Source organism: Virgibacillus siamensis (assembly GCF_900162695.1).
Lineage (GTDB): Bacteria > Bacillota > Bacilli > Bacillales > Amphibacillaceae > Lentibacillus > Lentibacillus siamensis_A.
The window spans coordinates 672,914-695,652 of sequence record NZ_FUIH01000007.1 but is presented as its reverse complement, the minus strand read 5'-3'; the positions used below and the strand labels follow the sequence as shown (position 1 = coordinate 695,652).

At 39.2% G+C, this 22,739-nt stretch carries 20 protein-coding genes and 1 riboswitch; of the genes, 7 read left to right on the top strand and 13 right to left on the bottom strand.

Going from position 1 to position 22,739, the window contains the following annotated elements; all coding sequences use genetic code 11:
* Positions 1-23: 23 nt before the first annotated feature.
* On the top strand, positions 24-1,757 hold the full coding sequence (gene cydD, locus B1K71_RS07075; RefSeq protein ID WP_077325451.1) for a thiol reductant ABC exporter subunit CydD: 1,734 nt from the start codon (positions 24-26) through the stop codon (positions 1,755-1,757).
* On the top strand, positions 1,754-3,466 hold the full coding sequence (gene cydC, locus B1K71_RS07070) for a thiol reductant ABC exporter subunit CydC (RefSeq protein WP_077325449.1): 1,713 nt from the start codon (positions 1,754-1,756) through the stop codon (positions 3,464-3,466). Before cydD ends, cydC begins: the two co-directional genes overlap by 4 nt.
* Positions 3,467-3,566: 100 nt before the next feature.
* On the opposite strand, the gene B1K71_RS07065 is transcribed toward cydC, so the two are convergent.
* The 6 genes from B1K71_RS07065 to B1K71_RS07040 form a co-directional block, all read right to left on the bottom strand.
* Positions 3,567-4,640 (bottom strand): Gfo/Idh/MocA family protein, encoded by a 1,074-nt coding sequence (locus B1K71_RS07065; RefSeq protein ID WP_077325447.1) that lies wholly within the window; start codon positions 4,638-4,640, stop codon positions 3,567-3,569.
* Between the two features lie 33 nt (positions 4,641-4,673).
* Entirely contained in the window at positions 4,674-5,534 is an 861-nt protein-coding gene (locus tag B1K71_RS07060; protein WP_077325445.1) for a sugar phosphate isomerase/epimerase family protein, read from the bottom strand.
* Positions 5,531-6,541 (bottom strand): Gfo/Idh/MocA family protein, encoded by a 1,011-nt coding sequence (locus tag B1K71_RS07055; RefSeq protein ID WP_077325443.1) that lies wholly within the window; start codon positions 6,539-6,541, stop codon positions 5,531-5,533. The genes B1K71_RS07060 and B1K71_RS07055 overlap by 4 nt, the downstream gene beginning before the upstream one ends.
* 45 nt (positions 6,542-6,586) lie before the next feature.
* The gene (locus B1K71_RS07050; protein WP_077325441.1) at positions 6,587-7,747 is read right to left on the bottom strand and encodes a Gfo/Idh/MocA family protein; all 1,161 of its coding nucleotides are present in this window, start codon (positions 7,745-7,747) and stop codon (positions 6,587-6,589) included.
* A 23-nt stretch (positions 7,748-7,770) separates the two neighbouring features.
* Positions 7,771-8,616: an AraC family transcriptional regulator gene (locus B1K71_RS07045; protein ID WP_077325439.1), complete on the bottom strand. Its 846-nt coding sequence runs from the start codon at positions 8,614-8,616 to the stop codon at positions 7,771-7,773.
* A gap of 140 nt (positions 8,617-8,756) precedes the next feature.
* Positions 8,757-10,253, bottom strand: coding sequence for an MFS transporter (locus B1K71_RS07040; RefSeq protein WP_077325437.1), 1,497 nt, complete (start codon positions 10,251-10,253; stop codon positions 8,757-8,759).
* A 322-nt stretch (positions 10,254-10,575) separates the two neighbouring features.
* Between B1K71_RS07040 and B1K71_RS07035 the strand changes: the two genes are divergently transcribed.
* Positions 10,576-11,748 carry an ROK family transcriptional regulator gene (locus B1K71_RS07035; RefSeq protein WP_077325435.1) on the top strand — a complete coding sequence of 391 codons (1,173 nt, stop codon included), beginning with the start codon at positions 10,576-10,578 and terminating at the stop codon, positions 11,746-11,748.
* 69 nt (positions 11,749-11,817) lie between these two features.
* Here B1K71_RS07035 and B1K71_RS07030 read toward each other — a convergent pair whose 3' ends face one another.
* The 3 genes from B1K71_RS07030 to B1K71_RS07020 are packed head-to-tail and all read right to left on the bottom strand — an operon-like array spanning position 11,818 to position 14,580.
* A complete protein-coding gene (locus B1K71_RS07030; RefSeq protein ID WP_245799195.1) occupies positions 11,818-12,939 on the bottom strand; it encodes an ABC transporter substrate-binding protein in 1,122 nt (373 codons plus the stop codon).
* A gap of 6 nt (positions 12,940-12,945) precedes the next feature.
* A complete protein-coding gene (locus B1K71_RS07025; protein ID WP_077325433.1) occupies positions 12,946-13,743 on the bottom strand; it encodes an ABC transporter ATP-binding protein in 798 nt (265 codons plus the stop codon).
* A 30-nt stretch (positions 13,744-13,773) separates the two neighbouring features.
* Entirely contained in the window at positions 13,774-14,580 is an 807-nt protein-coding gene (locus tag B1K71_RS07020; RefSeq protein WP_077325431.1) for an ABC transporter permease, read from the bottom strand.
* 236 nt (positions 14,581-14,816) lie between these two features.
* Positions 14,817-14,918, top strand: a riboswitch (TPP riboswitch).
* A gap of 88 nt (positions 14,919-15,006) precedes the next feature.
* On the opposite strand from B1K71_RS07020, the gene B1K71_RS07015 reads away from it, so the two are divergent.
* The 4 genes from B1K71_RS07015 to B1K71_RS07000 are packed head-to-tail and all read left to right on the top strand — an operon-like array spanning position 15,007 to position 18,540.
* Positions 15,007-15,609 carry a YkoF family thiamine/hydroxymethylpyrimidine-binding protein gene (locus tag B1K71_RS07015; protein WP_077325429.1) on the top strand — a complete coding sequence of 201 codons (603 nt, stop codon included), beginning with the start codon at positions 15,007-15,009 and terminating at the stop codon, positions 15,607-15,609.
* Positions 15,602-16,207, top strand: coding sequence for an ECF transporter S component (locus B1K71_RS07010; protein ID WP_077325426.1), 606 nt, complete (start codon positions 15,602-15,604; stop codon positions 16,205-16,207). Before B1K71_RS07015 ends, B1K71_RS07010 begins: the two co-directional genes overlap by 8 nt.
* A complete protein-coding gene (locus tag B1K71_RS07005) occupies positions 16,194-17,777 on the top strand; it encodes an ABC transporter ATP-binding protein (protein WP_077330093.1) in 1,584 nt (527 codons plus the stop codon). The genes B1K71_RS07010 and B1K71_RS07005 overlap by 14 nt, the downstream gene beginning before the upstream one ends.
* Positions 17,761-18,540: an energy-coupling factor transporter transmembrane component T family protein gene (locus B1K71_RS07000; protein ID WP_077325425.1), complete on the top strand. Its 780-nt coding sequence runs from the start codon at positions 17,761-17,763 to the stop codon at positions 18,538-18,540. The genes B1K71_RS07005 and B1K71_RS07000 overlap by 17 nt, the downstream gene beginning before the upstream one ends.
* A 132-nt stretch (positions 18,541-18,672) precedes the next feature.
* Here B1K71_RS07000 and B1K71_RS06995 read toward each other — a convergent pair whose 3' ends face one another.
* The 4 genes from B1K71_RS06995 to B1K71_RS06980 all read right to left on the bottom strand — a co-directional run bounded on the left by B1K71_RS06995 (position 18,673) and on the right by B1K71_RS06980 (position 22,672).
* Positions 18,673-19,515 carry a MurR/RpiR family transcriptional regulator gene (locus B1K71_RS06995; RefSeq protein ID WP_175631858.1) on the bottom strand — a complete coding sequence of 281 codons (843 nt, stop codon included), beginning with the start codon at positions 19,513-19,515 and terminating at the stop codon, positions 18,673-18,675.
* Between the two features lie 49 nt (positions 19,516-19,564).
* The gene (locus tag B1K71_RS06990; protein ID WP_077325421.1) at positions 19,565-20,392 is read right to left on the bottom strand and encodes a carbohydrate ABC transporter permease; all 828 of its coding nucleotides are present in this window, start codon (positions 20,390-20,392) and stop codon (positions 19,565-19,567) included.
* Between the two features lie 15 nt (positions 20,393-20,407).
* On the bottom strand, positions 20,408-21,274 hold the full coding sequence (locus B1K71_RS06985; RefSeq protein WP_077325419.1) for a carbohydrate ABC transporter permease: 867 nt from the start codon (positions 21,272-21,274) through the stop codon (positions 20,408-20,410).
* Between the two features lie 90 nt (positions 21,275-21,364).
* The gene (locus tag B1K71_RS06980; RefSeq protein WP_077325417.1) at positions 21,365-22,672 is read right to left on the bottom strand and encodes an ABC transporter substrate-binding protein; all 1,308 of its coding nucleotides are present in this window, start codon (positions 22,670-22,672) and stop codon (positions 21,365-21,367) included.
* Between the last annotated feature and the right edge of the window lie 67 nt (positions 22,673-22,739).

The following is a 22,739-nucleotide window of genomic DNA, read 5'->3' as shown; positions in this document are numbered from 1 at the left end:
TGTCTCGGGGGAATGATCCGATTATGAATAGTTTAAAAGATATGGCATTTATACAGAAGCGAAGCATGTTGTTTCTGCTGTTTTCGGCAATCTTAATAGGTGCTGCAATTGTTGGACAAGGTTATCTTATCGTCACAATTGTTGATGGGGTTTTTGTGAAGGAAATGTCTTTTTCAGACGCCCTTCCATTATTGGGTATCCTGCTGATTATTCTGTTGATCAGGACCCTATTCACCTATTTAAGCGGCAGAACCGGCATACTGATGGCGGCAAAAGTAAAAGGTTATTTCCGTAAAGAACTTCTAAATAAGTATGGGAGAAGCCCTGTACAATCCTTATTGGAGGGACAATCAGGGAAAAAGACAAGCATTATGATGGATGCTGTTGATGGAATTGACAATTATTTCAGCCAATACATCCCCCAAATGATACAAACATCTTTTACACCGCTGCTGATTCTAGCAGTTGTCCTGACGCAGCACGTCAACACAGCGCTTATTATGATAATCACTGCACCATTCATTCCTATCTTTATGATTATTATTGGGCTGCAGACAAAAAAGAAGTCTGAGGAACAACTTGACAAGCTTTCCACTTTTTCCGGAGGTTTTCTTGATACATTACAGGGACTTACGACATTGAAATTATTCGGACGGGCAAAACAGCAAAACGAAACAATTGAAAGAAACAGTCTTGGATTCCGGGATGCTACAATGCAGATTTTAAAAGTTGCTTTTACCTCATCTTTCATGCTTGAACTGATTTCTATGCTAAGCATTGGAATCATTGCGCTTGAAGTAGCGATTCAGTTAATTATTTACGAAAGCATTTCATTTTTCACCGCTTTCTTCGTACTAGTGCTTGCTCCCGAGTTTTATTCATCGCTAAAGCAATTAGGCAGTACGTTTCACAATGGCAGAAGCAGTATGGGAGCGGCTCAAAAAGTGATGGATGAACTTGCTGAACCAAGCCGGACTGTCACATGGGGAAATGCAGACCTCCCCAAAAATACGATGCCACCTAGTATTACATTACAGAATGCTGGTTACAGTTATGGCGAAAACCAATTCGCGTTGACAAATATTACTACAGAAATACCTTCGTTTGGGCAGATTGCCATCGCCGGCCGAAGCGGTTCCGGAAAATCAACGCTTCTCCATTTGATTGCTGGTCTGATCCCGCTGTCTGAAGGAAGTGTCCATGTAAACCATAAATTGATTTCAGAATATAAGGAGAAAGATTGGTTTGACCAACTCTGCTATATTTCACAAAACCCGTATATTTTTTCCGGTACCATTGCACAGAATATTGCAATTGGCGGAAAATCAGACGCTGCACGCGATGAAGTGGAAATGGCGGCAAAACAAGCAGGAATTGCAGACATGGCACAGGCCCTTGAAAACGGATTTGATACACCTGTGGGAGAAGCCGGCCGAGGACTTTCCGGCGGGGAAAAACAACGAATCGCTATCGCGAGAGCGTTTCTTAAGAAGCCATCCATCATACTGTTTGATGAACCAACAACAGGCTTGGATCTGCAAACAGAACAAATCCTGCAAAGTTCCATGAAGCAATTGGCGCAACATGCCACCGTAATAACTGTTGCCCACCGGCTTCACACCATCAAGCAAGCTGATAAAATACTGTTCCTTGAAAATGGCAGACTGCTCACTGAAGGAACACATAATGAGCTGATGAAGTCAGCTGCAGCATACAGGGATATGGTTCTCGTACAGCAAGGAGGAGTGGCAGAATGAAAGATTTAGTGATCGTTATGAAATTAATGATGATTGAAAAGAAAGATATTGTTTATTCCATTCTTTTTGCGTTCATTGCCGGGGTTTCTGCGGTTGGTTTATTTGCAGCCAGTGGATATCTTATTTCCAAAGCTGCACTTGCTCCTCCTTTATATGCGTTAATCATTTTAACATCGACGGTAAAAATGCTTGGAATCACAAAGGCAATAAGCAAATACGCCGAACGGTACTTTTCCCATCGGGCAACATTCACCATATTAAGTAATTTGCGGGTTGCATTTTTTGAAAAGCTGGAACCACTTGCCCCGGGAATCTTGCAAAGGTATCGAAGCGGCGATCTTCTGGCACGAATTGTTGGCGACGTTGAATCTCTGCAAAATTTCTTTTTACGCGTTTTTTATCCGCCGATTGTACTGTTTACTGTTTTTTTGAGTACCATCCTGTTTACCGCTTTTTATTCCATTTATGCAGCGTTAATTTTACTAGCGGGGCTATTATTGACAGTTGTCGCAGTACCCGCCCTCTTCACTCTGAGACAGGCAAACATTGACAACCGCGTCCGTGAAAAACGGGGCGGTTTATCAACGGAAGTCACCGAACTATTTCATGGATTCCGTGATTTGAAGATTTATCAAAAGCTAGACGAAAAAAAAGCGAATCTGCTCCAATCATCCAAAGCATATATTAACGAACAGAAGAAAGAAAATATCAATACGATATACAGTCAATCCGTTAATACATTTCTTTCCCTGCTTGTATCCTGGTGTGTCCTGGCAACTGGGGTTTATCTTGTAGTGGAGGGACATCTGGAAGGTATTTTTCTGGCAATGCTGCTGATGATTTCCCTGACCGTTTTTGAAGATGCACCGCCAATGGCTGTCTTTCCCATTCATCTGCAAGACAGTATGCGGGCAGCAACACGCCTTTTCTCGGTTGTACACCATGACAAATCAAGGAAACCTGAAAAAACAGGGCAAATTCAGCCTAATACAGCACACCATATTAAAATGGATAATATCACATTTTCGTTTCCGGGCGAAAAACGCAAGGCTTTAGAGCATGTGAATGTACACTTTCCGGCCGGTTCAAAGACCGCTATTGTCGGCCCCAGTGGATGTGGAAAATCAACACTGCTGCAGTTAATACTCAAAATGAATCAAGCCGATACCGGAAATATTCGGTTTGATGACATTTTAATCGATGACCTGAAAGACACGGATATATGGAAAGAAACCAATGTCGTCTTACAGGAAAATCATTTTTTCTATGGAACAATCAGAAGTAACCTGCTCCTTGCCAAAGATGATTTAACCGATGCACAAATGTGGGAAGTGCTCAAAAAACTCCAGCTTGATCATTTTACCTTGTCCGATCCTGTTTTTGAGAAAGGTGAAAATCTTTCCGGCGGGGAAAAACAACGGCTCGCGATTGCCCGGGCAATGTTAAAGGGTGCGCGAGTCTGGTTATTGGATGAACCAACATCCTCCATAGACGCCCTTACGGAACATTCCATTTATCAACATCTGTTTGATCAAGCGAAAGCAGATACACTTATACTTGTCAGTCACCGCCTGACAGGACTTGAGCAAATGGATCAAATCATTGTTATGGACCAAGGGACAATTATCGAATCTGGAACATTTGAAGAACTGATGCAATTGGAAGGTTATTTTTATCAGATGAAACAAATTGAAAAAGACCTGCTTTGAAGGGTAATTATTAGATATGTACAATCCCGTCATAATGATGGGTTGTACATATCTGTCAAACTATTATTTTTTCAGAACTTCAGAACAGCCTTATTTATTCTTACTGTGATACAACAATTGCCTGTTTCTGTGCTTGTAAACATAATTCCGCAGCCTTAAACGCATGTTCCTGCGTCATCGCATTTTCCGTACGGTTCATACAATCCTTTATAAGTTCACCGAAAAAGGGAAAGCCTACCTTACCTGATAACTCGTAATGTTTCTCGCCATCTTTATTTACTAAATAGAGGTGATCGCCGGACTCCGCACGTGCCACATCAACGTATTTCCGGATTTCAATTGTTCCTTCTGTTCCCGTAATGAAGGTGCGGCCATCCCCCCATGTACTCAACCCTTCCGGTGTGAACCAATCCACCTTAAAAAATTGTGTTGCACCGTTATCTCCACGTATTGTGGCATCACCATAATCCTCCAATTCCGGATGGTCGGGATTATTATAGTTTCCTACCTTACTGTGTAAAATTTCAGCATCTTTACAGTCTGCATAATATAAAAATTGTTCAATTTGATGACTTCCGATATCACATAGTATACCACCGTATTGTTCTTTATTAAAAAACCAATCCGGACGGCTGGGTGCATTCAAACGATGCGGTCCAAACCCAGTCACCTGAATAACGTTTCCGATTGCACCATCATGAATAAGATCACCTGCAAACACGGCACCTTCCACATGCAGTCGTTCGCTGAAATAAACCATATATTTTTGTCCGGTTTTTTCCACTACATGCCTCGTTTCTTCTAGCTGGGCTTCTGTGGTAAAAGGTGTTTTATCTGTGAAATAATCTTTACCTGCTTCCATTACTTTATTACCTAACGCACTCCGCTCAGAAGGAATAGCTGCTCCTGCTACTAATTTTATCGATTCATCGGTTAAAATTTGCTCCAATGAATCCGCAATTTGAACACCTGGAAATCGTTCAACAAACGCTTTCACTTTTTCAGGATCAGGGTCATATACCCATTTCAGTGCAGCGCCTGCTTCTACTAATCCATTACACATTCCATTAATATGGCCGTGATCAAGGGCTGCAGCTGCAACCGGGAACTCCCCTTCTTTCACAACCGGATTGGGTTTACCTTTGGGTGCGTAATTCATTCCATCCTTATTCATGTATCATCCACTCCCTTTGTTCCCAAAAACTTATTAAAACCAATCTGCATATCCTAATTCTCTTAAATTTTCAGCGGATGTTTTTAAACAATCAAATGGATCACGTCCATATGTATCATCCTGTTCAATTAAGAAATACTGAGCGCCGCTCTCAAGACCGGCCGCAATTACCGCATTCATATCAAGATTTCCTTCACCGACTTCTGCAAATTCAATAATATTGGTAAATTTCCCAAAGAATTTACCCAATTCTTTAAAATCTTCATCATTCACATCTAATTTTCCAATACGGTAATCTTTCAAATGTAATAATGAAATACGATCCTTATAATGTTGAATAACTTTCACAGGATCTTCACCTGCTCTTTGAATCCAGTGAACATCCAATTCAAAACCCAACTTAGACGTGTTGTTTTTCATAAGGTCTAGAAGATATTCCCCATCGTATTTTTGGAATTCAATATGATGCGTATGATAATACAATTCAATATCGTGCTCAGCCAAGCGCCCAGCCATTATTTCAGCATCATGTATAAACTCCATTATTTTATCTTTGTCAGCCATTTTAGTTAATGGCAGCATACCAATACGAACAAAATTACAATCCAGCGTTTTACAATCACTCACAATTTTATCAAAATCACCTTTTAACGTTTCCCCAAGAGAACCCGGCATCATTGGCTCTAGACCTGCAGAAAGTGCTGCAATTTTTATACCAAAATCTTCACTTGCCCTTTTTAACTCCGATACATTTTCTTCAGTCATTGGAATCTGTGACACTTCCACTGCACTAAAACCTAACTCATGTAATTTTTTCAAAGTTTCATAAGCTCCAAGTTCTTCAACTTTACCTTTAAGCATCATCATTTGAACGCCAATTTTTCCTTTATTCATTGGTATACCTCCATTTTTATTTCTTTTTTTATTTCCGATGATCCGCGAATTGCATTAATTATTTCCATCGAGGTTTGTGCTTCCTTCGCATGAATATAATCATCCGTATCATTTTCGATACAAAAATAAAAATGATTAATTAATTTTGCATGACTTGCTCCATAATAAAATTTAGCACCGGGCAGTTTGGTATCTTCAATAACCTTTTCTTTTTTACCATCATCATTCAGCTTCGTTAAAATACTGTCTTTAATCGTTAATTTCCCTTTTTCAAGGATCACTTGAAGTTCCACTGAAGAATTTGCTGCATTGGTTACGGTTGCAAAAAACAACCCTGCTGCGCCGTTTTTAAATTGAATATTAGCTGTTGCAGTATCTTCGACTTCATAACCATAATCTAATAAGTTGTCAATCGATCCCCTTATTGTTTCAATTTCACCACCAATAACCTGCATTAAGTCCAATGTGTGGATCGCTTGATTAATCATGACACCGCCACCGGCTTGCTTCATAATACCCCGCCACGGCTTTACATCGTAATACGATTTCGGTCTAAACCATGTCACCAGACCCTTTAATCCGGTTACGCTGCCGTATTTCCCGCTGTCAATCATCTCCTTAAGTTTTTCAAATGTTTCATTCAGACGGTTTTGAAAGGCCACACATATTTTAATGTTCTTGTATGCCTCCTCCAAACCAACCAGAGCCAAACCTTCTTCTGCATTCCGGGCTAACGGTTTTTCCAGAAATACGTGAACATCTTTTTCCACACATGCTTTCGTAGCGGCATAATGTAAATGGTGCGGCAAACAAATATGGACACAATCCAATATTTCCTTTTCCAACATGTCATGGAAATCGGTATAAAAGTTTACACCCGAAAAATAATTCTTTAATGCCTCATCAATATCACATACTGCAACTAACGCTGCGTCTGGATTATCCCGGATAACAGGAATATGAATTTTAGATATATCACCAAGTCCAATAACTGCTATTTTCAGCATGGATCTAAACCCCTTTAAAAATTATCACATAATTAAGTCGACAACTTACTTTTTAACAGCATACCGCTTTTCCGCTTCAATCTTTTTATTTAATTCCGACAGGTAGATTTCTTCATCAATTGGAAGTTCCACTTCTTTACCTAACCAGCTTGATAAATGAATAGCATTTGCTAAAGCAACACCGTGTATCCCATCACTGCCAGGTGCAAGTAATGGTGTTCCATCTAAAATATTCGCTGCGAAGTTTTCCATGACCGCAGTGTGCTGTGCACCCCAAACACTTTCGAATTCAAGCACTTCTTCACGATATACTTCTGACAGGTCCCCGCCCATGAAAAGTTTTGTAACATCTTCCCAAGCCATTGTATCGCTCATTTCTTGCTCCGATTTATGCATCCGTTTAATTGTGACCTTTTTACTGTCATCAACCACGATTTTTCCTTTATCGCCATGAATTTCAAAACGGTCGGTACCCATAATGTCATGTGTACACGTAATAAATACACCTGTTGCACCATTACCATAATCAAGTAACGTCGTAACCTCATCTTCCACTGCGATATCCCTTTGATAACCATATTTCACATTGGAATATACTTTTTTCGGAATACCGCATATCCACTGCAGTAAATCTAATTGGTGTGGTGCCTGGTTCACAAGAACACCTCCGCCTTCACCATCCCATGTTGCTCTCCATGCACTTTGATCATAATAGCCCTGTGGTCTCCACCAAGAAGTAATGATCCAGTTCGTTCGGCGGATGTTACCGATTTCACCATTGTCAATAACTTCTTTCACTTTTTGGTATAATTCATTAGTTCTTTGGTTGAACATAATACCAAACGTTACGTCCGGTTTTGTTGCTGCAAAATCATTTAATTCTTTAACTTGCTTTGTATATACACCAGCTGGTTTCTCGACCAATGCATGGATATTTCTTTTCAGTGATTCCATTCCCATTTCTGGATGCAGGTAATGTGGAACACACGTAACAACAGCATCAATATTGCCGCTTTCAAGCATGTCAATATAATTATCATAAAAAGGAACTTCTGGATATTTTTCTTTAGCCACGGCCTTTTTATCTATATCGGTATCACAAATAGCCCCGACTTCCATGTTTGGTACTCTGCCTTCTGTAATAAACCCTGCATAAGCGCCGCCTTGTGCACCTAGACCAATGATACCTAATCTTACTTTTTTCATAGATTAATTCTCCTCTCTATTAATTATTTCCGTAAATTACGATACGCTCGCGCCGTTACGCCCACTTTCTTTTTGAAATAACGACTGAAATGGGAAACGCTTTCAAATCCGCTTTCAATAGCAACGTCTTTTAAGGCTTTGCCTGGTTCCATTTCAAGTAAATATTTCACTTGTGTTAAGCGACACCCCATTAAATACTCCATCACTGTAAATCCCGTCATTTCTTTAAAAACATGTGAAACGTATGACCTGCTAAGATTAAGGGCTTCTGCTATCGTGTCCAATGTTAACTTTTGCATATAATTTGATTGGACAAAAGTGGCGATATTTTCCGCATGCTCCGTTTTGTCTGCTTTATAACTTGGCAGCTTTATAGAATCTATTCTACCGAGTCGATTCACACTAATTAGCGCTTGTAATAACAACACTTTCATTTCTGTTTCTGCATAACGATCTTGTAAATCGGTTGTCCATCTTAACTTGGCAAGCCGACAAACAATTTCCTCTAAACGTCTCGATTCGGAATTTTCGTTTGTCCGAATTAAACAGTGGTGCAGCTTTTTAAAAGGATCAAGTAAAGACATACTTCCCATTTCTTCAAGGACACCTTTAATCCATGTCGGTGAGAAATGAATAACACTGCGGACATATTCACTATTTTGACGAACATTAGGTTTATGAAGTGTCATTCCATCCATTAAAAGAATATCTCCAGGAACCAAATCATAAATCTTGTTGTGGATAAGATACCTGCATGAGCCGGCGTGAAAAAAATAAATTTCATATTCTTGATGTGAATGGTAGTCAAAAGGTTCCTCATATCCATGTGCATGATAGGCCGCAATTAGGGATTCATTCAAAATAAGCATTCCCTTCTATGGACTACGTTAAGTTTATACGATTAAAAATTGAAAGTCATTGCTTTAAACTGTCCATATTCTATAAAAAATTGACTGAAAGTGTTTTTTCAAAAACATTCCAGGGCATTTTCCATAATGCCATTATTCTGTTACTTATTTTCGGTAAAAAATGCATCAGAAACATGGTTTTGTTTTGCTTTTTCTTTTACTTCGGCAATCCCTTCTTGTATTTCTGCCATCGTTTTTTTATTAAGTTTATAGAATTTCATGCAAACAATCGATACTATTAATAACAATGCCGGTATTCCAAATGCTAGTATTAATGTCGCCCAGAATAAAGGAGTTGTTAACTGTTCTCCTATCTCCGGGTACTCTGATCCATAACCAATAATAGCCACAACGATACCCATAATAAGCGGGGCCGCTGAAGAAACAAATTGATCGATAAATGAAAAAATTGTACCCATCATACCAGGAATATATCGACCTGATTTATGTGTTTCATAATCTGATACATCCGCAACCATTGGTACCACAAGTGTAGTTGGAAGAAAGCCAAAGCTCATTGCCAGTGTATATAAAGTTAAAAAAACAATTGTTGCTATACCGATATTACTCATCGAAATACTTGACGGGTTATCGATTATCAGAAATAGAGAAAACAACCCTACTAAAGATATAAAACCAACCCAAACACATGAAAGATATGCTTTCTTTAATCCAGTTTTTCTAGCTATTGCCACTACAAAAAATGAAATCAATATTTGCGGTAATATGATAACCATGCTCATTGTGCCGCTTAATTCATAATTACCCAATAAAATTCCGAACAACATTACCACTACAACCGATTGCCGAATAAGTTGGGATGCTAGCTTATCGGAAGATGCCGAAATGGAAAGTAATAGTAATGGTTTGTTTTTCTTAATAACTTGCCAATATTCACGGATAGAATTTGTTTCAGTCGTGTCTTCCCCTAATCCATAGTACTGCTTACTGTCTTTATGACCTAGGGCTATAACGGCTAATACAGCAAAAACACCTGAGAGGATCAATGTATAGGTGTTCAATTCTGCAAACAAATCTAAATTAAAGCCTCCGTGTTTTGCAACCAAATATGAAGCTACAAAAACTTGTCCGCCGGTAAAAAGTAATGCATTATATATACCATCAAAAATAGCATATAATGGACGTTGTTTTGGGTGATTTGTTAAAACAGTCTGTCCAGCTTTAGTGACAGACGTTTGAATCGAATAACCTATTTTATGAATGATATAAAATAGAACCAAGGCAACTAATCGTATTGCTTCCGGTAATAAATGGGTTGCATAGATAAGTAATATAGAAATAGCCAGGATTATATTTCCTATAATTATTAATGGTCTATACTTTCCAAATTTTGTTTCCGTTTTATCTATGATAAATCCAACAGCAGGATCTATGATACCATCAAAGAGTCGCATTGCTCCCAAAAGCGTACTGACTACCAAAACTGCAAGTCCTACAAAACCCGTTGCGTAGTAAGTTACAAATGTTAATGCAAACAAATAAAGGTTTGTTGATGTATTATTTAATGTGAATAAACCGATTTGCCATAATTTTGCTGTGTTATATTCATGCCCATCTTCCATTGTTTTAATTGCCATAGAAATCTCCCCTTCATTGTTATTTTTATTGCAAATATCTTCTCAAGGAAATTGCTTTTAAAACAAAGTGATTTATACTTTTATATTCTTTCCTCCCTTCTGTTAAGTCATTTCAGCAGTGTGTTTAAGTTCTAAAATAGTAGTTAACTGTTCTTAATCCCCCTTTTATTCAATTGTTGGTTTACTAAACAAACTAATAATTGTATAGTACATGTAAGCGCTTTGAATTTCAAGAACTTTTTAAAATTATCAAAAGGTTGGAATACTACTTTTCATCTGAACATGATATGATGGAAATATATTGAAGCAGGAGGACGAAGCTTTGAATACAGGTGGAGCAAGTTACATTAAGAAAATAAATAAAAAGATACTGGTTGAAGAAATCATAAAAAACATCTCCTTATCCAGAAGTGATCTAGCCAGAATAACAGGGCTGAATAAAGCAACCGTTTCCGCCCAAGTCAGCGATTTAATGAATGACTATATTGTTATTGAAAAAAATGCTGCAACTTCCAAAGCACCTGGGAGAAAACCAATAATTTTGGAAATTAACGAGAATGCTGGCTACAGTATCGGAATTGACATCGATGACGTGCACTTGAAAGTCATTTTTAATAACTTAAAAGGTAAATCTTTCCATAAATTAACGATAGATTTGAAGACTTTCCACTTTGACCATGTGATCAACCTCCTAATTGATAATGTATTACCTTTTATAGAAAAATTTAATCTGCAATATAAGCAAATTGGTCTAGTTGGAGTAGGTGTAGGTATACACGGGATTGTGAGCAACAATAATGAAATTATTTTCACTCCTAAACAACAATGGTCACATATAAATATTAAAAGTAAACTTGAAGAGGTTTTTAAAGCAAATGTTCATGTGGATAACAACGCAAATCTAAGCGCATTTGCGGAACAAGCTTACTTTGAACAAATACCCGATTTATTTTGTATAACCTTACACTCTGGAATTGGACTAGGAATTATTAATGGAAATAAGATATACCGCGGTTATCAGGGGTTTGCTGGTGAAATTGGCCATATGATAATTAATAGTGGTGGTGAGCAATGCTCATGTGGAAATAATGGGTGTTGGGAACTTTATGCTTCCGAAAATTCACTTGTTAAGAAACTAACGAATAAATTTCCCCTGATTTCACTACCGGATGACATTGAAAAGTTAAGGGATGACAACGAATTCGAAGCCATCCTGGATGAATATTTTGATTATCTGGCTGCTGGACTAAATAATATCATCAATATTTTTAATCCGGAAAAAATCATTTTAAATGGCTCAATAATAAACGGTAATTCACCATTCATTGGTAATGTACGTCAAAGACTAAAATCCAGAATGAATAATTTCCGCGATATAAAAGCCTCCAATCTTGGTGAGGATGCTTGTGCATTGGGAGGAGCTGTAATTGCTCTAAGGAACTTTTTCGGTGTTAATTTAGTCGATTATACAGCGTATGATTATTTTAGAAAATAAACCATCATACAAAAGATTAGGAACGACTGATCGTTCCTAATCTTTCCAATTTACTGCAGGAAATTTTGACTATTTATATTCCCCTATTATATCCACTACATCCTCGACCAATGACATATCAACCGCCTTATCGAGGTCTACTTCCCCTTTAATTCCGCCGTTTTCTTTATACATATTATATTGTTTCTTGATGTCTTCAACGAACATCCGGCCATTCGGATTCAGGCCGGTTACAGCAACTTTTTTCCATAATTCCGGATCCTCAAGTGCTGTGTGCTCCGTCATAATGTTGATGATTGCTTCTTCGTCCCCTTTGTCTTTTACGAACACATCGTTATAGTCACGGACGCCTTTTAAATACGCGGCCATAAATCGTAATGCAACATCACGGTTTTCGCTAACAAATTTCGGTGAACCAAGTACCATCGCGATTTGAGCATTTGGAGCAAAGTCTTCTGCCACATCCCCAAATCGGACGTGTAAACCTTTTTCAACTCCCTGTGTAATCAACGGTTCAATTTGCAGTGCTGCAGCGATCTGTTTATTACCCATCGCAGCCATCATGTTACCGAAATCGGACATTAAGGTAAACTGTACATCATCTCTTGTTAGTCCGGCATGCTCCAACATTCTCCCGAAAATGTAATCATCCACTGCATTTTTTGTTGAGACCGCAACTCTTTTTCCTTTTAGGTCGCTATAATCTTTTATTTCATCCTGAAGGTCTTTTCGAATAACAAATGTGAAGTAAGAATCACCTTTTATATTATGACCTTTATCGGCAATCATCCGAACATCAATGCCCTGCGCAATGGAATTGAAAAATGATGCGGAAGAAATTCCGCCAGCGACATCAATCTTCCCTGCTGCCAGCGCCGGCAGCATCTGGTCACTATTGCCGAACTTGACGAATTCAATGTTTATATTGTATTCCTTAAAATAACCTTTCTCTTTTGCAATATAAAAACCCGCGCCTGATGCGGAACCATCCTCAGCAATTGTCACTGTCGCTGTCTCTTCCAGTGGATCCAGCGTTCCGTCGCTGCTGGATTTATCAGTGTTTCCTTTTTCCTGTTCCGTGGTATTTTGAGCCTGCTCGGTGTCTTCTTTTGACTTATCCGTACAACCTGCCAATGCAAGCGTAACAAGGAGAAAAGAGAATGCAATTAACGTTAAGATTTTCCTGTTCACGGTCCATCACCCCTTCTGTTCTTTCAATTTACGATCATGTTGTACTTCCCGTTGCAAATGCTGCCATATATCAACGAATAACTCCCCGGTGTCCGGATTCGACCGGACATCCTCTATCCTTCTTGGACGGGGTAAATCAATTTTCTTTTCACGTACAACCCGGCCTGGCTGGGCACTCATTAAGACAATTTTGTCGCTTAGCAGCAGTGCCTCATCAATACTATGTGTAATAAATAATACAGTTTTCTTTGTTTCCCCCCAGATACTGAGCAATTCCTCCTGAAGAATAAATTTGTTCTGTTCATCCAATGCTGCAAACGGTTCATCCATCAACAGGATTTCCGGATCATTGGCAAACGCCCGGGCAATGCTTACCCGCTGCTTCATCCCCCCGGAAAGTTCTTTCGGATAAAGTTTTGCATACTGCTTTAATCCAACCTTCTCCAAATAATAATCTTTTTTTTCTTTTATCCATTTTTTCGGAAGGTGACGCATTTTCAACCCAAAGGCAACATTGTCTTCAACTGTCTGCCACGGGATCACCCCGCGTTCCTGAAATACCATTGATTGGAGCGGTTTTGATCCGTCAGACTGATGAATTTTAAATGTGCCGGTACTTGGTTTTTCCAAATCAGCAAGCATTCTCAACAATGTGGTTTTTCCGCAACCGCTTGGGCCAAGTAAACATACAAATTCGCCATCCTTAATCTGAAGCGTTACATCTTTCAGTGCAGTTACACTTTCATTACGTTTATAAAAAACCTTTGTTAACTGATCAATTGTAATTTTAGTCGAATGTGCCATACCAGTTACCCTCCCTATCATTTGAATCGGCTATCTCCACGGAATCAACTTACTCTGCAGTCCCCTTAACAATAAGGAGAAGAAGTAGCCAAAGAAGGAAATTAGCACCAGACCTACGTACATTTGCGTTAATAAGAAAGCTTTATAATTTACCCAAATGAGATATCCAATCCCGCTGTTGGCGGCAACCATTTCAGCTGCTACGATTGTTAATAACGCAATCGCCTGCCCCATTTGAATTCCTTCCAGCATTACCGGTAAAGAGCCAGGCAACGCAATTTTAAAGAAGAAATCTTTCGGACTCGCACCATAATTTTTAGCAACATCAATATAAATCCGGTCAATATTTGTTACACCAGCAGCTGTATTAATGACCACAGGAAAGAAGACACTGATTCCAATAATCAGCATTTTGGAAAACTCACCAATTCCAAATACAATTAAAATAATCGGCAACATTGCCAGTGTCGGAATTGGCATAAGCGCCATAACCAGCGGCGAGAAAAAATGTCGTATCGGCGAGTACATTCCCATCAGCAATCCAAGAATTATCGCAGGAATTACCCCCAATAAGAAGCCGGAAAAAATGCGGGCCAAACTGATTTTAAGATGCACGAACAGCTCACCGCTTGATCCCATCGATATTAACGTCTTAATTATTTCTGAAGGCGGTGGGAAAAAGCGCGGGTCCATAATATGCGTTTGTGATAAAATTTCCCAAAGAATCAAAATAAAAATTGGAGATGAAATGGTTAATAAACTTTTCAGCCTCTGATTGCGTTGTCTTTTCTGCCACTCAGCACGCTCCAATTGAACAGCAGATTGGTTGTTTTCCATGTTCTCGCCACCTTTCATGGACTATACTATGCATCCGCCCAGAAAGTGTGAGATTAAGATAGGCTGTTTTGTTGGAATAAAAACTGTTAAAATCCTTTAAACTTACAAGTCGCCCAGCTTTCATCATGGTTGGCCGGTAATCCTAAATTCTATTTATTTGGTTTAGTTGTAATGATGGACTTTACAAAAGCAGTGATATTGAGTACGCTTATAAATAGGAAAACTGCATAACTGAATGAACGCACTAGGGGAGCTGCAAAATGCGGCTGAGAAAGGTTACTTGACCCTTGGAACCCGATCTGGACAATACCAGCGTGGGGAAGTGCAGTACGTTATATATGTTGTTAATTTATACATATTACGCGACTGCATTTCTTTAGGGAATGCAGTTTTTTTAATTTTTACAAAAGGTTAGGAGCGATTGGAATGAATAGTTGCAGCAATTCAAGAATCACAGGGTGTCAATTCACTTTATTTCCGATGAGTGATGATTTTATTGATCTGATTCTATCAACCCTCAATGAAGTTGATACCTCGAGTGTCTGGAAAAAGACAGACGACGTCAGTACATGCATCCGCGGGAAAATGGTGCAAGTATTTGATGTCACTAAAGCTATTTTTTTGCATGCCGCAAAATCCGGCGAACACATTGCAATGACCGGTACTTTTTCGATTGGCTGCCCGGGAGATTCTGACGCAGATGCTTATATGAACGCACCGGATGAACCAGTGAACATGAAAAACTGCCTGCCCATTTCACAGCTGGCAGGATGCAAGATTGCCATTTACCCGTTAGGCAATAAGCAATATATGGATGCGATTTACAACCAAATTGATTTAGCCAAAAGTAAGGGCATTGAGGTAAGTCCGGACCATTATGCAACACGTCTTGATGGAGATGTGAAGGATATCTTTCATGCCATGCATGACGCATTTAACAACGTACAACAAGAGGTATCTCACGTTACCATGACCTTCACCATTTCAGCAAATAGTCCATCAACAAAAAGGGTTGATACCCATGGCTAAAACATGGAAATTAAAAGAAATCGTCTTAATGTCTGTATTAAGTGTTGTATGCGGGGTCGTATATATGATGTTCTCCCTTTTGGGACAAGGGATGCGGAATATTTTACTCCCATTTGGACTCGCACCGTTCGGATTTGAAATTATTTTTGGTATTTGGTTTATTGTTTCCATTATTACCGCCTATATCATTCGAAAGCCGGGGGCTGCATTAATTTCCGAAGTAGTTGCTGCTGGCGTTGAAATCCTTGCCGGGGCTCCGGGCGGTGCATCCACGCTTTTAACAGGACTGATCCAGGGAGCGGCTGCTGAAGTACCCTTTGCCCTAACGAAATGGCATGATTATCGTCTGCGAATTCTTATGCTGGCAGGCATGTCGGCTGCCGTTTTTAGTTTCATCTGGAACCTGTATTCATCCGGATATATCGCACTGTCACTATGGCTGCTTGTTTCCATGCTTGTTGTCCGATTAATAAGTGGTGCATTGCTTGCAGGTATGCTTGGAAAATGGGTTAGTGACAGCCTGGCAAAAACCGGCGTACTCAGCGGGTATGCTTTAGGAAAGGAGCTTAAGAAAAAACGTGAAAATGGGGCAGCATAACCATCAGGAAGAAGAATCACTTGTTACATTGAAGGAATTTTCATTTGCCTATGATTCAATCTCAAACCCGCTTCTGTCCAACCTGGATTTCACCTTATACAACAATGAAGTTACATTATTGATGGGTGCGAGCGGCTGCGGAAAAAGTACGATTGCACTTTGCCTGAATGGGTTATACCCTGAAGCTGTTGAAGGGGAATCAGCAGGCTATATCTTTTTTAAAGGAAAAAATATAACGAAATTCCCGCAAGGAGTACTAAACCAGCGAATTGGCATTGTGTTTCAGGATCCCGAAAGTCAGTTTTGTATGATTACTGTGGAAGATGAACTTGCCTTTACATTGGAAAATATCAACACGCCAACTTCAAAAATGACGGGACTGATTACAGAAGCACTCCAAAAGGTTGGTATGGAAGATTATAAAGACTGTAAGCTGCACGAATTATCCGGCGGGGAAAAACAAAAGATAGCATTGGCAGCTGTTCTTTTACTCGAACCGGAACTATTAATCCTGGACGAAGCTACCGTTAACCTTGATCCTGCCTCAACGCTGGAATTCGTTCAACTAATTCAATCCATTCAAGCGGAACGTAACATGGCTATCATGATCATTGATCATCAGGCAGATGATTGGCTGGATTTTACAGATCGCATCCTTATAATCGGCAAAGAAGGAAGAATAATTGCTGATGATCATCCGGATAAACTATTTACAGAAAGGAAACATCTGCTGAAACAGGAAGGGATTTTCCTGCCAAAAATGTATGATAATGATACCTTAGTGTGGTCCCCTTCCCCGCCGACCTCTGATCCTGTTATGAATCTTAAAGGTATTCGATACAACAGAAAAAAGAAGCAGGTATTAAATGAAATAAACATGGATATTATGCGCGGGGAGCTTATATCAATAGTTGGTCAAAATGGTGCGGGGAAATCCACCCTGCTGGAAGTCATGGCAAGTATCCTAAAGCCTGACAGTGGTATAGTCAGCATGCTTGGAAAACCGCTTCATCAATGGAATGAAAATGAACTGCGGAAACGCATGGGCTTCGTATTCCAGAATCCCGAACACCAATTTATAACAGATACGGTATATGATGAAATTACATTTGGCATGAAACTCCATCACTATTCTGAAGAGAGGATTCAACAAACTGCTTCCTTATTATTGAAACAATTTCGATTGGACCAGCACAAATTTAATAACCCATTTGCTTTAAGCGGCGGACAAAAAAGACGGCTAAGTGTCGCGACTGCACTTGATGACACACCGGATATTTTGCTGTTTGACGAACCAACATTTGGCCAGGATGCACAAGCAACGGAAAACCTGATGAAAATAATACTGGATCTGAAAGTAAAAGGAATCGCCATCGTGTTTGTGACTCATGACATGAACTTGGCTGCCCTGTCAGATCGGATATTCGTTTTACATAAAGGAGAGGTTGCGTTTTCCGGCAAACCGGACAATTTATGGAAACAGGATGCTTTGTTAAGATATGCCCGTTTGCGTTTACCTTATCACATCCGGGGCGGTCAATTGGAGGAAGTTTATGATTATATCCATTAATCCGGCCATCAAATTTATTGCCATTCTAATTCCGGGATTATTGCTCAGTTTCGTCTATGATATGTTTACACCGCTAATATATTTATTGTTTCTGATAGCCGTCACGTTTCTGTTTTCAACCATTTCGTTTAAAAAATGGATCAGTTTCTTTGCACCGTTTATGATTATTGCATTCGGTTTCGGCTGGACAGCTGCATTATATGGGAATGAAACATTTTCCGGCGGAGATGTCCTGTTCGAATTCTGGTTTATTGAACTTACAGCTGGCGGGATGGAAACCGGATTAAGTATCACAGCACGTTCCCTTTGCTTTTTTGCAATGTCATTATTATTCATCTTTACAACTGATGCAACCAAATTCATGCTGAGCTTAATCCAGCAATGCAAACTTCCGCCCAAAATCGCCTATGGAATCATTGCGGGATACAGATTTCTTCCAGTTTTCCGGCATGAACTTCAGATACTGAAAAAAGCACATCAAGTACGCGGTGCAGGCAGAACAAAGGGAGTGACAGGAAAACTGACTCAATTCCAACGGTATTCCATCCCCCTTCTGGCAAATGGAATCAGGAAAGCGGAGCGTGTGGCAATCGCCATGGAGTCAAAAGGTTTTACCGGGGATAGCAATCGAACCTATTATCATAAAATGACAATCAATAGACGCGATTGGATTTTTCTGTTTGTTATGATAGGTGCATTTTTCATCATTGCGGGTCTATCTTATTATTTCGGCTATTTGAATATATTTGGGAGGCAATTGTAAAGAAAATGATGGGTACGTTGTTTCCCTGCCCCCATCATTTTCACACTTTGGAAGAAGGTGGTGAAATTCCTGATAGAAAGCCGGATTTTCCTGATAGACGTGTAAAAAGTTTCCGATAAAAAGTGCAATTCATCAGGTACTTGATTTTAATATTTGTGTTGTCTTGATTTTCTTTTCAACAGCGTCGCCAACGGAGAGTCTTGCAACCTCTGTATAGATTAGATCAATCACAAAAAGCTGGGCAATCTTGGTGGATACTGCACCGGTTTGAAACAGGCTCTCTGCTGATGAATAATGAATGATAAAATCAGTATGCTTCGAAATATCACTTTGTTTATTTCCCGTCACGCATATTGTTGTGGCTTCATTTTCTTTTGCTACCTCCAACATTTTAACGACTTCCTTTGTATTACCGGAATGGGAAATTGCAAAAACAAGGTCTCCTCTATCCATGATAGAAGCCATCATTAACATCGTGTGTTCATCCATATAAACATCTGAGTGGAATCCAATTCGCATAAATTTATATTTCGTTTCTTGTGCTGTCATGCCGGAATGGCCAATCCCTGTAAAATGAATTCGTTTTGTGTTTTTAATTGAAATTGCTGCCTGTTTAATGGATTCATAGTCTAAATTATGCATCGTTGCATTAAGGGCTTCCAGGTTTACGTTATAAAATTTATTGGCAATTACCTCAGTAGAATCTTCATCTTCAATGGGCCCGCTAAATACATCACTCGGTGTATGTGAAGCTGATTCATGGGCCAAGCCCACTTTAAATTCGGTATACCCTTTATACCCCATTTTTTTACAAAAACGAACGATGGTCGCATTACCAATACCGGATCGATTGGAGAGATCCGTAATTGTATCATATATAACCTCATTTTGATGTTCCTCTATATAGCTCATAAGCTTTTTTTCAGATTTCGTCAGCTTCATATTTTTGTCTGTAAATGGTTTAATTTCAATCATCCCCATGAAATCAATATACTAAAAGCATAACCTTGCCTTACCCGACTGTCTACCCTTTTACTGAGCCTAATGCAACACCTTTAATAAAGCTTCTTTGCAACAATAGGAAAAATATGATTAAAGGAACTGCCGCGATCGAAGCGCCGGCCATAAGAAATGCATAATTGAGTGTAGCCCCGCTTGGATCCTGGTTAGCCATTAATGTCAATCCTAATGGAAATGTTAATTTACTATGTGAACTCAAAACAACTAACTGCCATGCATAATTATTCCACGTATACATAAAGGCAAAAATGGCAAGTGCACCTAGTGCTGGCAAAAGCATGGGCACGACGATTGAAAAAAATATGCGCAGTTCACTGGCACCATCAATTCTGGCTGCATTCAGCAGGTCCTCTGGAATACTTCTGGCAAACTGGCGGACAAGAAAAACACCAAATGGAAATGCCACTGTAGGTAGAATCACTCCCCAGGATGAATCAAGCAGTCCAATTTCACCAGTCAGTTCATACAACGTAACTAAAATGGTCTCGTGCGGAAGCATCATTGTTGCAATAACCAGAACAAATATCAGGTTATCACCCGGAAAGCGTATCTTAGCAAGAGCATATCCGGCAGTCGCTGATAACAAAATAATTAAAATAACGGATATAATCCCTATAAACAAGCTATTCCATAACCATAACATAATTGGATAATGTTCAAATATAGCGATGAAATTTCCCATATATAACTCAGTTGGAAACCAATCAGGAGGCATAGAATAAAGTGATTCCTCATTTTTAAATGCCCCTGTAATCATCCAGTAGAGCGGGAAAATAAAAATAATCGAAGCAAAACCAAGAATAAGGTACCGTATCAACACATTAAATTTCATTATTATTCATCCTTTTTAATCCAGTTTCGATTTAAGCAGCTTAAATTCCACCCATGCTACAATTGCTATCAATATAAACAGCACAACACTCTCAGCAGCAGCCTGACCAAAGTACGGTCCTGTCTCAAATGCCGAGTTATAAATTGAAAACACAAGCGTATCTGTTCCGTGATATGGCCCGCCATGTGTCATCAGGTAGATAACAACGAATATCTGGAATACAGCGATTGTTGAAGTAACAACGATTAATAGGGTAGTGTTAATTACCATAGGAACCGTAACCTTAAAAAAGATCTGAAGAAAGTTAGCCCCATCTATTTTGGCTGATTCATATAATTCTTCCGGAACATTATCAACCCCAGCCATATACAAAATTAGCGGCTGTCCAATCATCCAGGTGATAACCACGTTTGACGTAGACAATAACGCAGTAAACTGTGAGCCAAAAAAGTTCACAGGGCCCAGATTAAACAAACCAAGGAAATAATTAATGATTCCGAAATTCATGTCATACATCCATATCCACACAAATACCAATACAATTGATGTCGTAACAACGGGTAAATAGAAAACCAGACGAAAAAAACTTTTTGTATGTCTGTGCATATTGCGCAGCATTGCAGCAAAAATTAATGGAACAATAACGGTAATAGGAACAATAATTACGGCAAAATATACCGTGTTTTCCAACGCCATTAAAAAAAAGGAATCCGTAAAAAGATTAAAAAAGTGATCTAATCCAATAAACGTGGTGGTGAATAATGTTTTTTCAAACAAGCTTAAATAGAAGGTTCTTATTAAAGGATAAATTAAAAATAAAGACAGAAAGCAAAGAAACGGCAGTACAAAAATATACCCCCATATCCATCTTCTTTTTTCCATACGCACACCTCAAAATGAATAAATTATAATGTGACAATGGAGCAAAACGATGCCCCATTGTCATTTTTCTATCAAGATAAAACCAGTAGTCTATTTATTCTTTTGTTCTTCTGCCAGGCTGTTACCCTTGTCCGCAATTGTATCCAATGCCTCTTGCGGGCTTTTTTCATGAAGATATGCGGCTTGTAAATTTGGAAAGATAGACTTACGCAATTCCGGGAACCAAGGTACAAATTTGCCGGTTTGCTCTTTTTCCAATGAACTATACAATTCCAGATATTTATTAAAAGCCTTATATTTCTCCCCATTCATGGTGTATTCTGATGATTTACGCGCTGGTAAATATAACCAGCCTTTTGCTGTCTTCTTGATTGCCTCCGATGAAGTGATAAACTTTAAATATTTCTTTGCCCATTTTTCCTTCTCGGGATCTTCCTGCTTGAAAATTGCTATCCCTTGTTCCCCCGTAACCGGAACGCCCGGGTCTACACCTTTCGCATGAAGCGGAACAATTGGATATGGGTCGAACTTGGAATTATCCACGTTGAACATTTCACCGGGGGCAGCCCAGTAAGCTATCAATCTGCCTTGCTTCCATAGTTTAAAACCTGACTTGTAATCAGAATTTGCCGGGCCAGGTGCAACAATACCTTCATCAACCAGCCGCACCATGTTTTCCAGTGCCTTTACCCCTTCCTCACTATTGATAAGATACTTTGAAAAATCATCGTTTGCCCATTCCGCCCCGAAGCTCATTAAATAATTTAGATTGTTCTGATTGACCTGTTCATTTTTTGCCCAAAATGCGGTACCGTATATTCCGTCACCTATTACCTGTTTACTGGCCTTTTCAAATTCAGCCCATGTCCAATCATGATCTTTAGGCAGTAAATCCAGTTTACCTGCTTCCTTAAAAATTTTCTTATTAACTACCAAAACCTGTGGACCTACGACCGTGGTTATCGCATACAACTCATCGTTATACATACCATTCTTTAAAATATCTTCATTCCAGTCTGACCGGTCACCAAGCACTTTCTCCCCAAGAGGTTCCAACAGTCCATTTCGCGCATATTGCATGATCCTTAAGGGAGCATTCGTACCGATAATATCAGGTGGATTTTCCGCTGCAATTGCAGTATTAACTTTCTTGGTGAAATCCGCTCCTCCAACCCGTTGGAATTCAATGTTGACATTTGGATGTTTTTCTTCAAACTTTTTCGCCATCATTTTATCCCATTCACCCATTGTCTGACTGTCTTGCGTTATATGGCCGGCCCCCCAGTAAGTAAGTGTAATTTCCCCGGAATCAGAGGATGATTCTGATGATGAACACCCCGTAATAACCATTGCTGCCATCAGTATGCCGATAAGACTAAAAACGTATTTATTTCGCACTTTTCACACCCCTTGTTTTTGATTTATTTTCAAAAAAATATCTCAAGAGATATTTTTTTGAAAATTA

Coding starts and splice junctions, on each gene's coding strand:
- B1K71_RS06990 (WP_077325421.1), bottom strand. CDS start 20,392: ATGAAATTTAATGTGTTGATACGGTACCTTATTCTTGGTTTTGCTTCG.
- B1K71_RS07015 (WP_077325429.1), top strand. CDS start 15,007: ATGAATAGTTGCAGCAATTCAAGAATCACAGGGTGTCAATTCACTTTA.
- B1K71_RS07055 (WP_077325443.1), bottom strand. CDS start 6,541: ATGCTGAAAATAGCAGTTATTGGACTTGGTGATATATCTAAAATTCAT.
- cydC (WP_077325449.1), top strand. CDS start 1,754: ATGAAAGATTTAGTGATCGTTATGAAATTAATGATGATTGAAAAGAAA.
- B1K71_RS07050 (WP_077325441.1), bottom strand. CDS start 7,747: ATGAAAAAAGTAAGATTAGGTATCATTGGTCTAGGTGCACAAGGCGGC.
- B1K71_RS07020 (WP_077325431.1), bottom strand. CDS start 14,580: ATGGAAAACAACCAATCTGCTGTTCAATTGGAGCGTGCTGAGTGGCAG.
- B1K71_RS07005 (WP_077330093.1), top strand. CDS start 16,194: ATGGGGCAGCATAACCATCAGGAAGAAGAATCACTTGTTACATTGAAG.
- B1K71_RS07065 (WP_077325447.1), bottom strand. CDS start 4,640: ATGAATAAGGATGGAATGAATTACGCACCCAAAGGTAAACCCAATCCG.
- B1K71_RS07040 (WP_077325437.1), bottom strand. CDS start 10,253: ATGGCAATTAAAACAATGGAAGATGGGCATGAATATAACACAGCAAAA.
- B1K71_RS07045 (WP_077325439.1), bottom strand. CDS start 8,616: ATGCTTATTTTGAATGAATCCCTAATTGCGGCCTATCATGCACATGGA.
- B1K71_RS07060 (WP_077325445.1), bottom strand. CDS start 5,534: ATGAATAAAGGAAAAATTGGCGTTCAAATGATGATGCTTAAAGGTAAA.
- B1K71_RS07000 (WP_077325425.1), top strand. CDS start 17,761: ATGATTATATCCATTAATCCGGCCATCAAATTTATTGCCATTCTAATT.
- cydD (WP_077325451.1), top strand. CDS start 24: ATGAATAGTTTAAAAGATATGGCATTTATACAGAAGCGAAGCATGTTG.
- B1K71_RS07025 (WP_077325433.1), bottom strand. CDS start 13,743: ATGGCACATTCGACTAAAATTACAATTGATCAGTTAACAAAGGTTTTT.
- B1K71_RS06995 (WP_175631858.1), bottom strand. CDS start 19,515: ATGATTGAAATTAAACCATTTACAGACAAAAATATGAAGCTGACGAAA.
- B1K71_RS07010 (WP_077325426.1), top strand. CDS start 15,602: ATGGCTAAAACATGGAAATTAAAAGAAATCGTCTTAATGTCTGTATTA.
- B1K71_RS06985 (WP_077325419.1), bottom strand. CDS start 21,274: ATGGAAAAAAGAAGATGGATATGGGGGTATATTTTTGTACTGCCGTTT.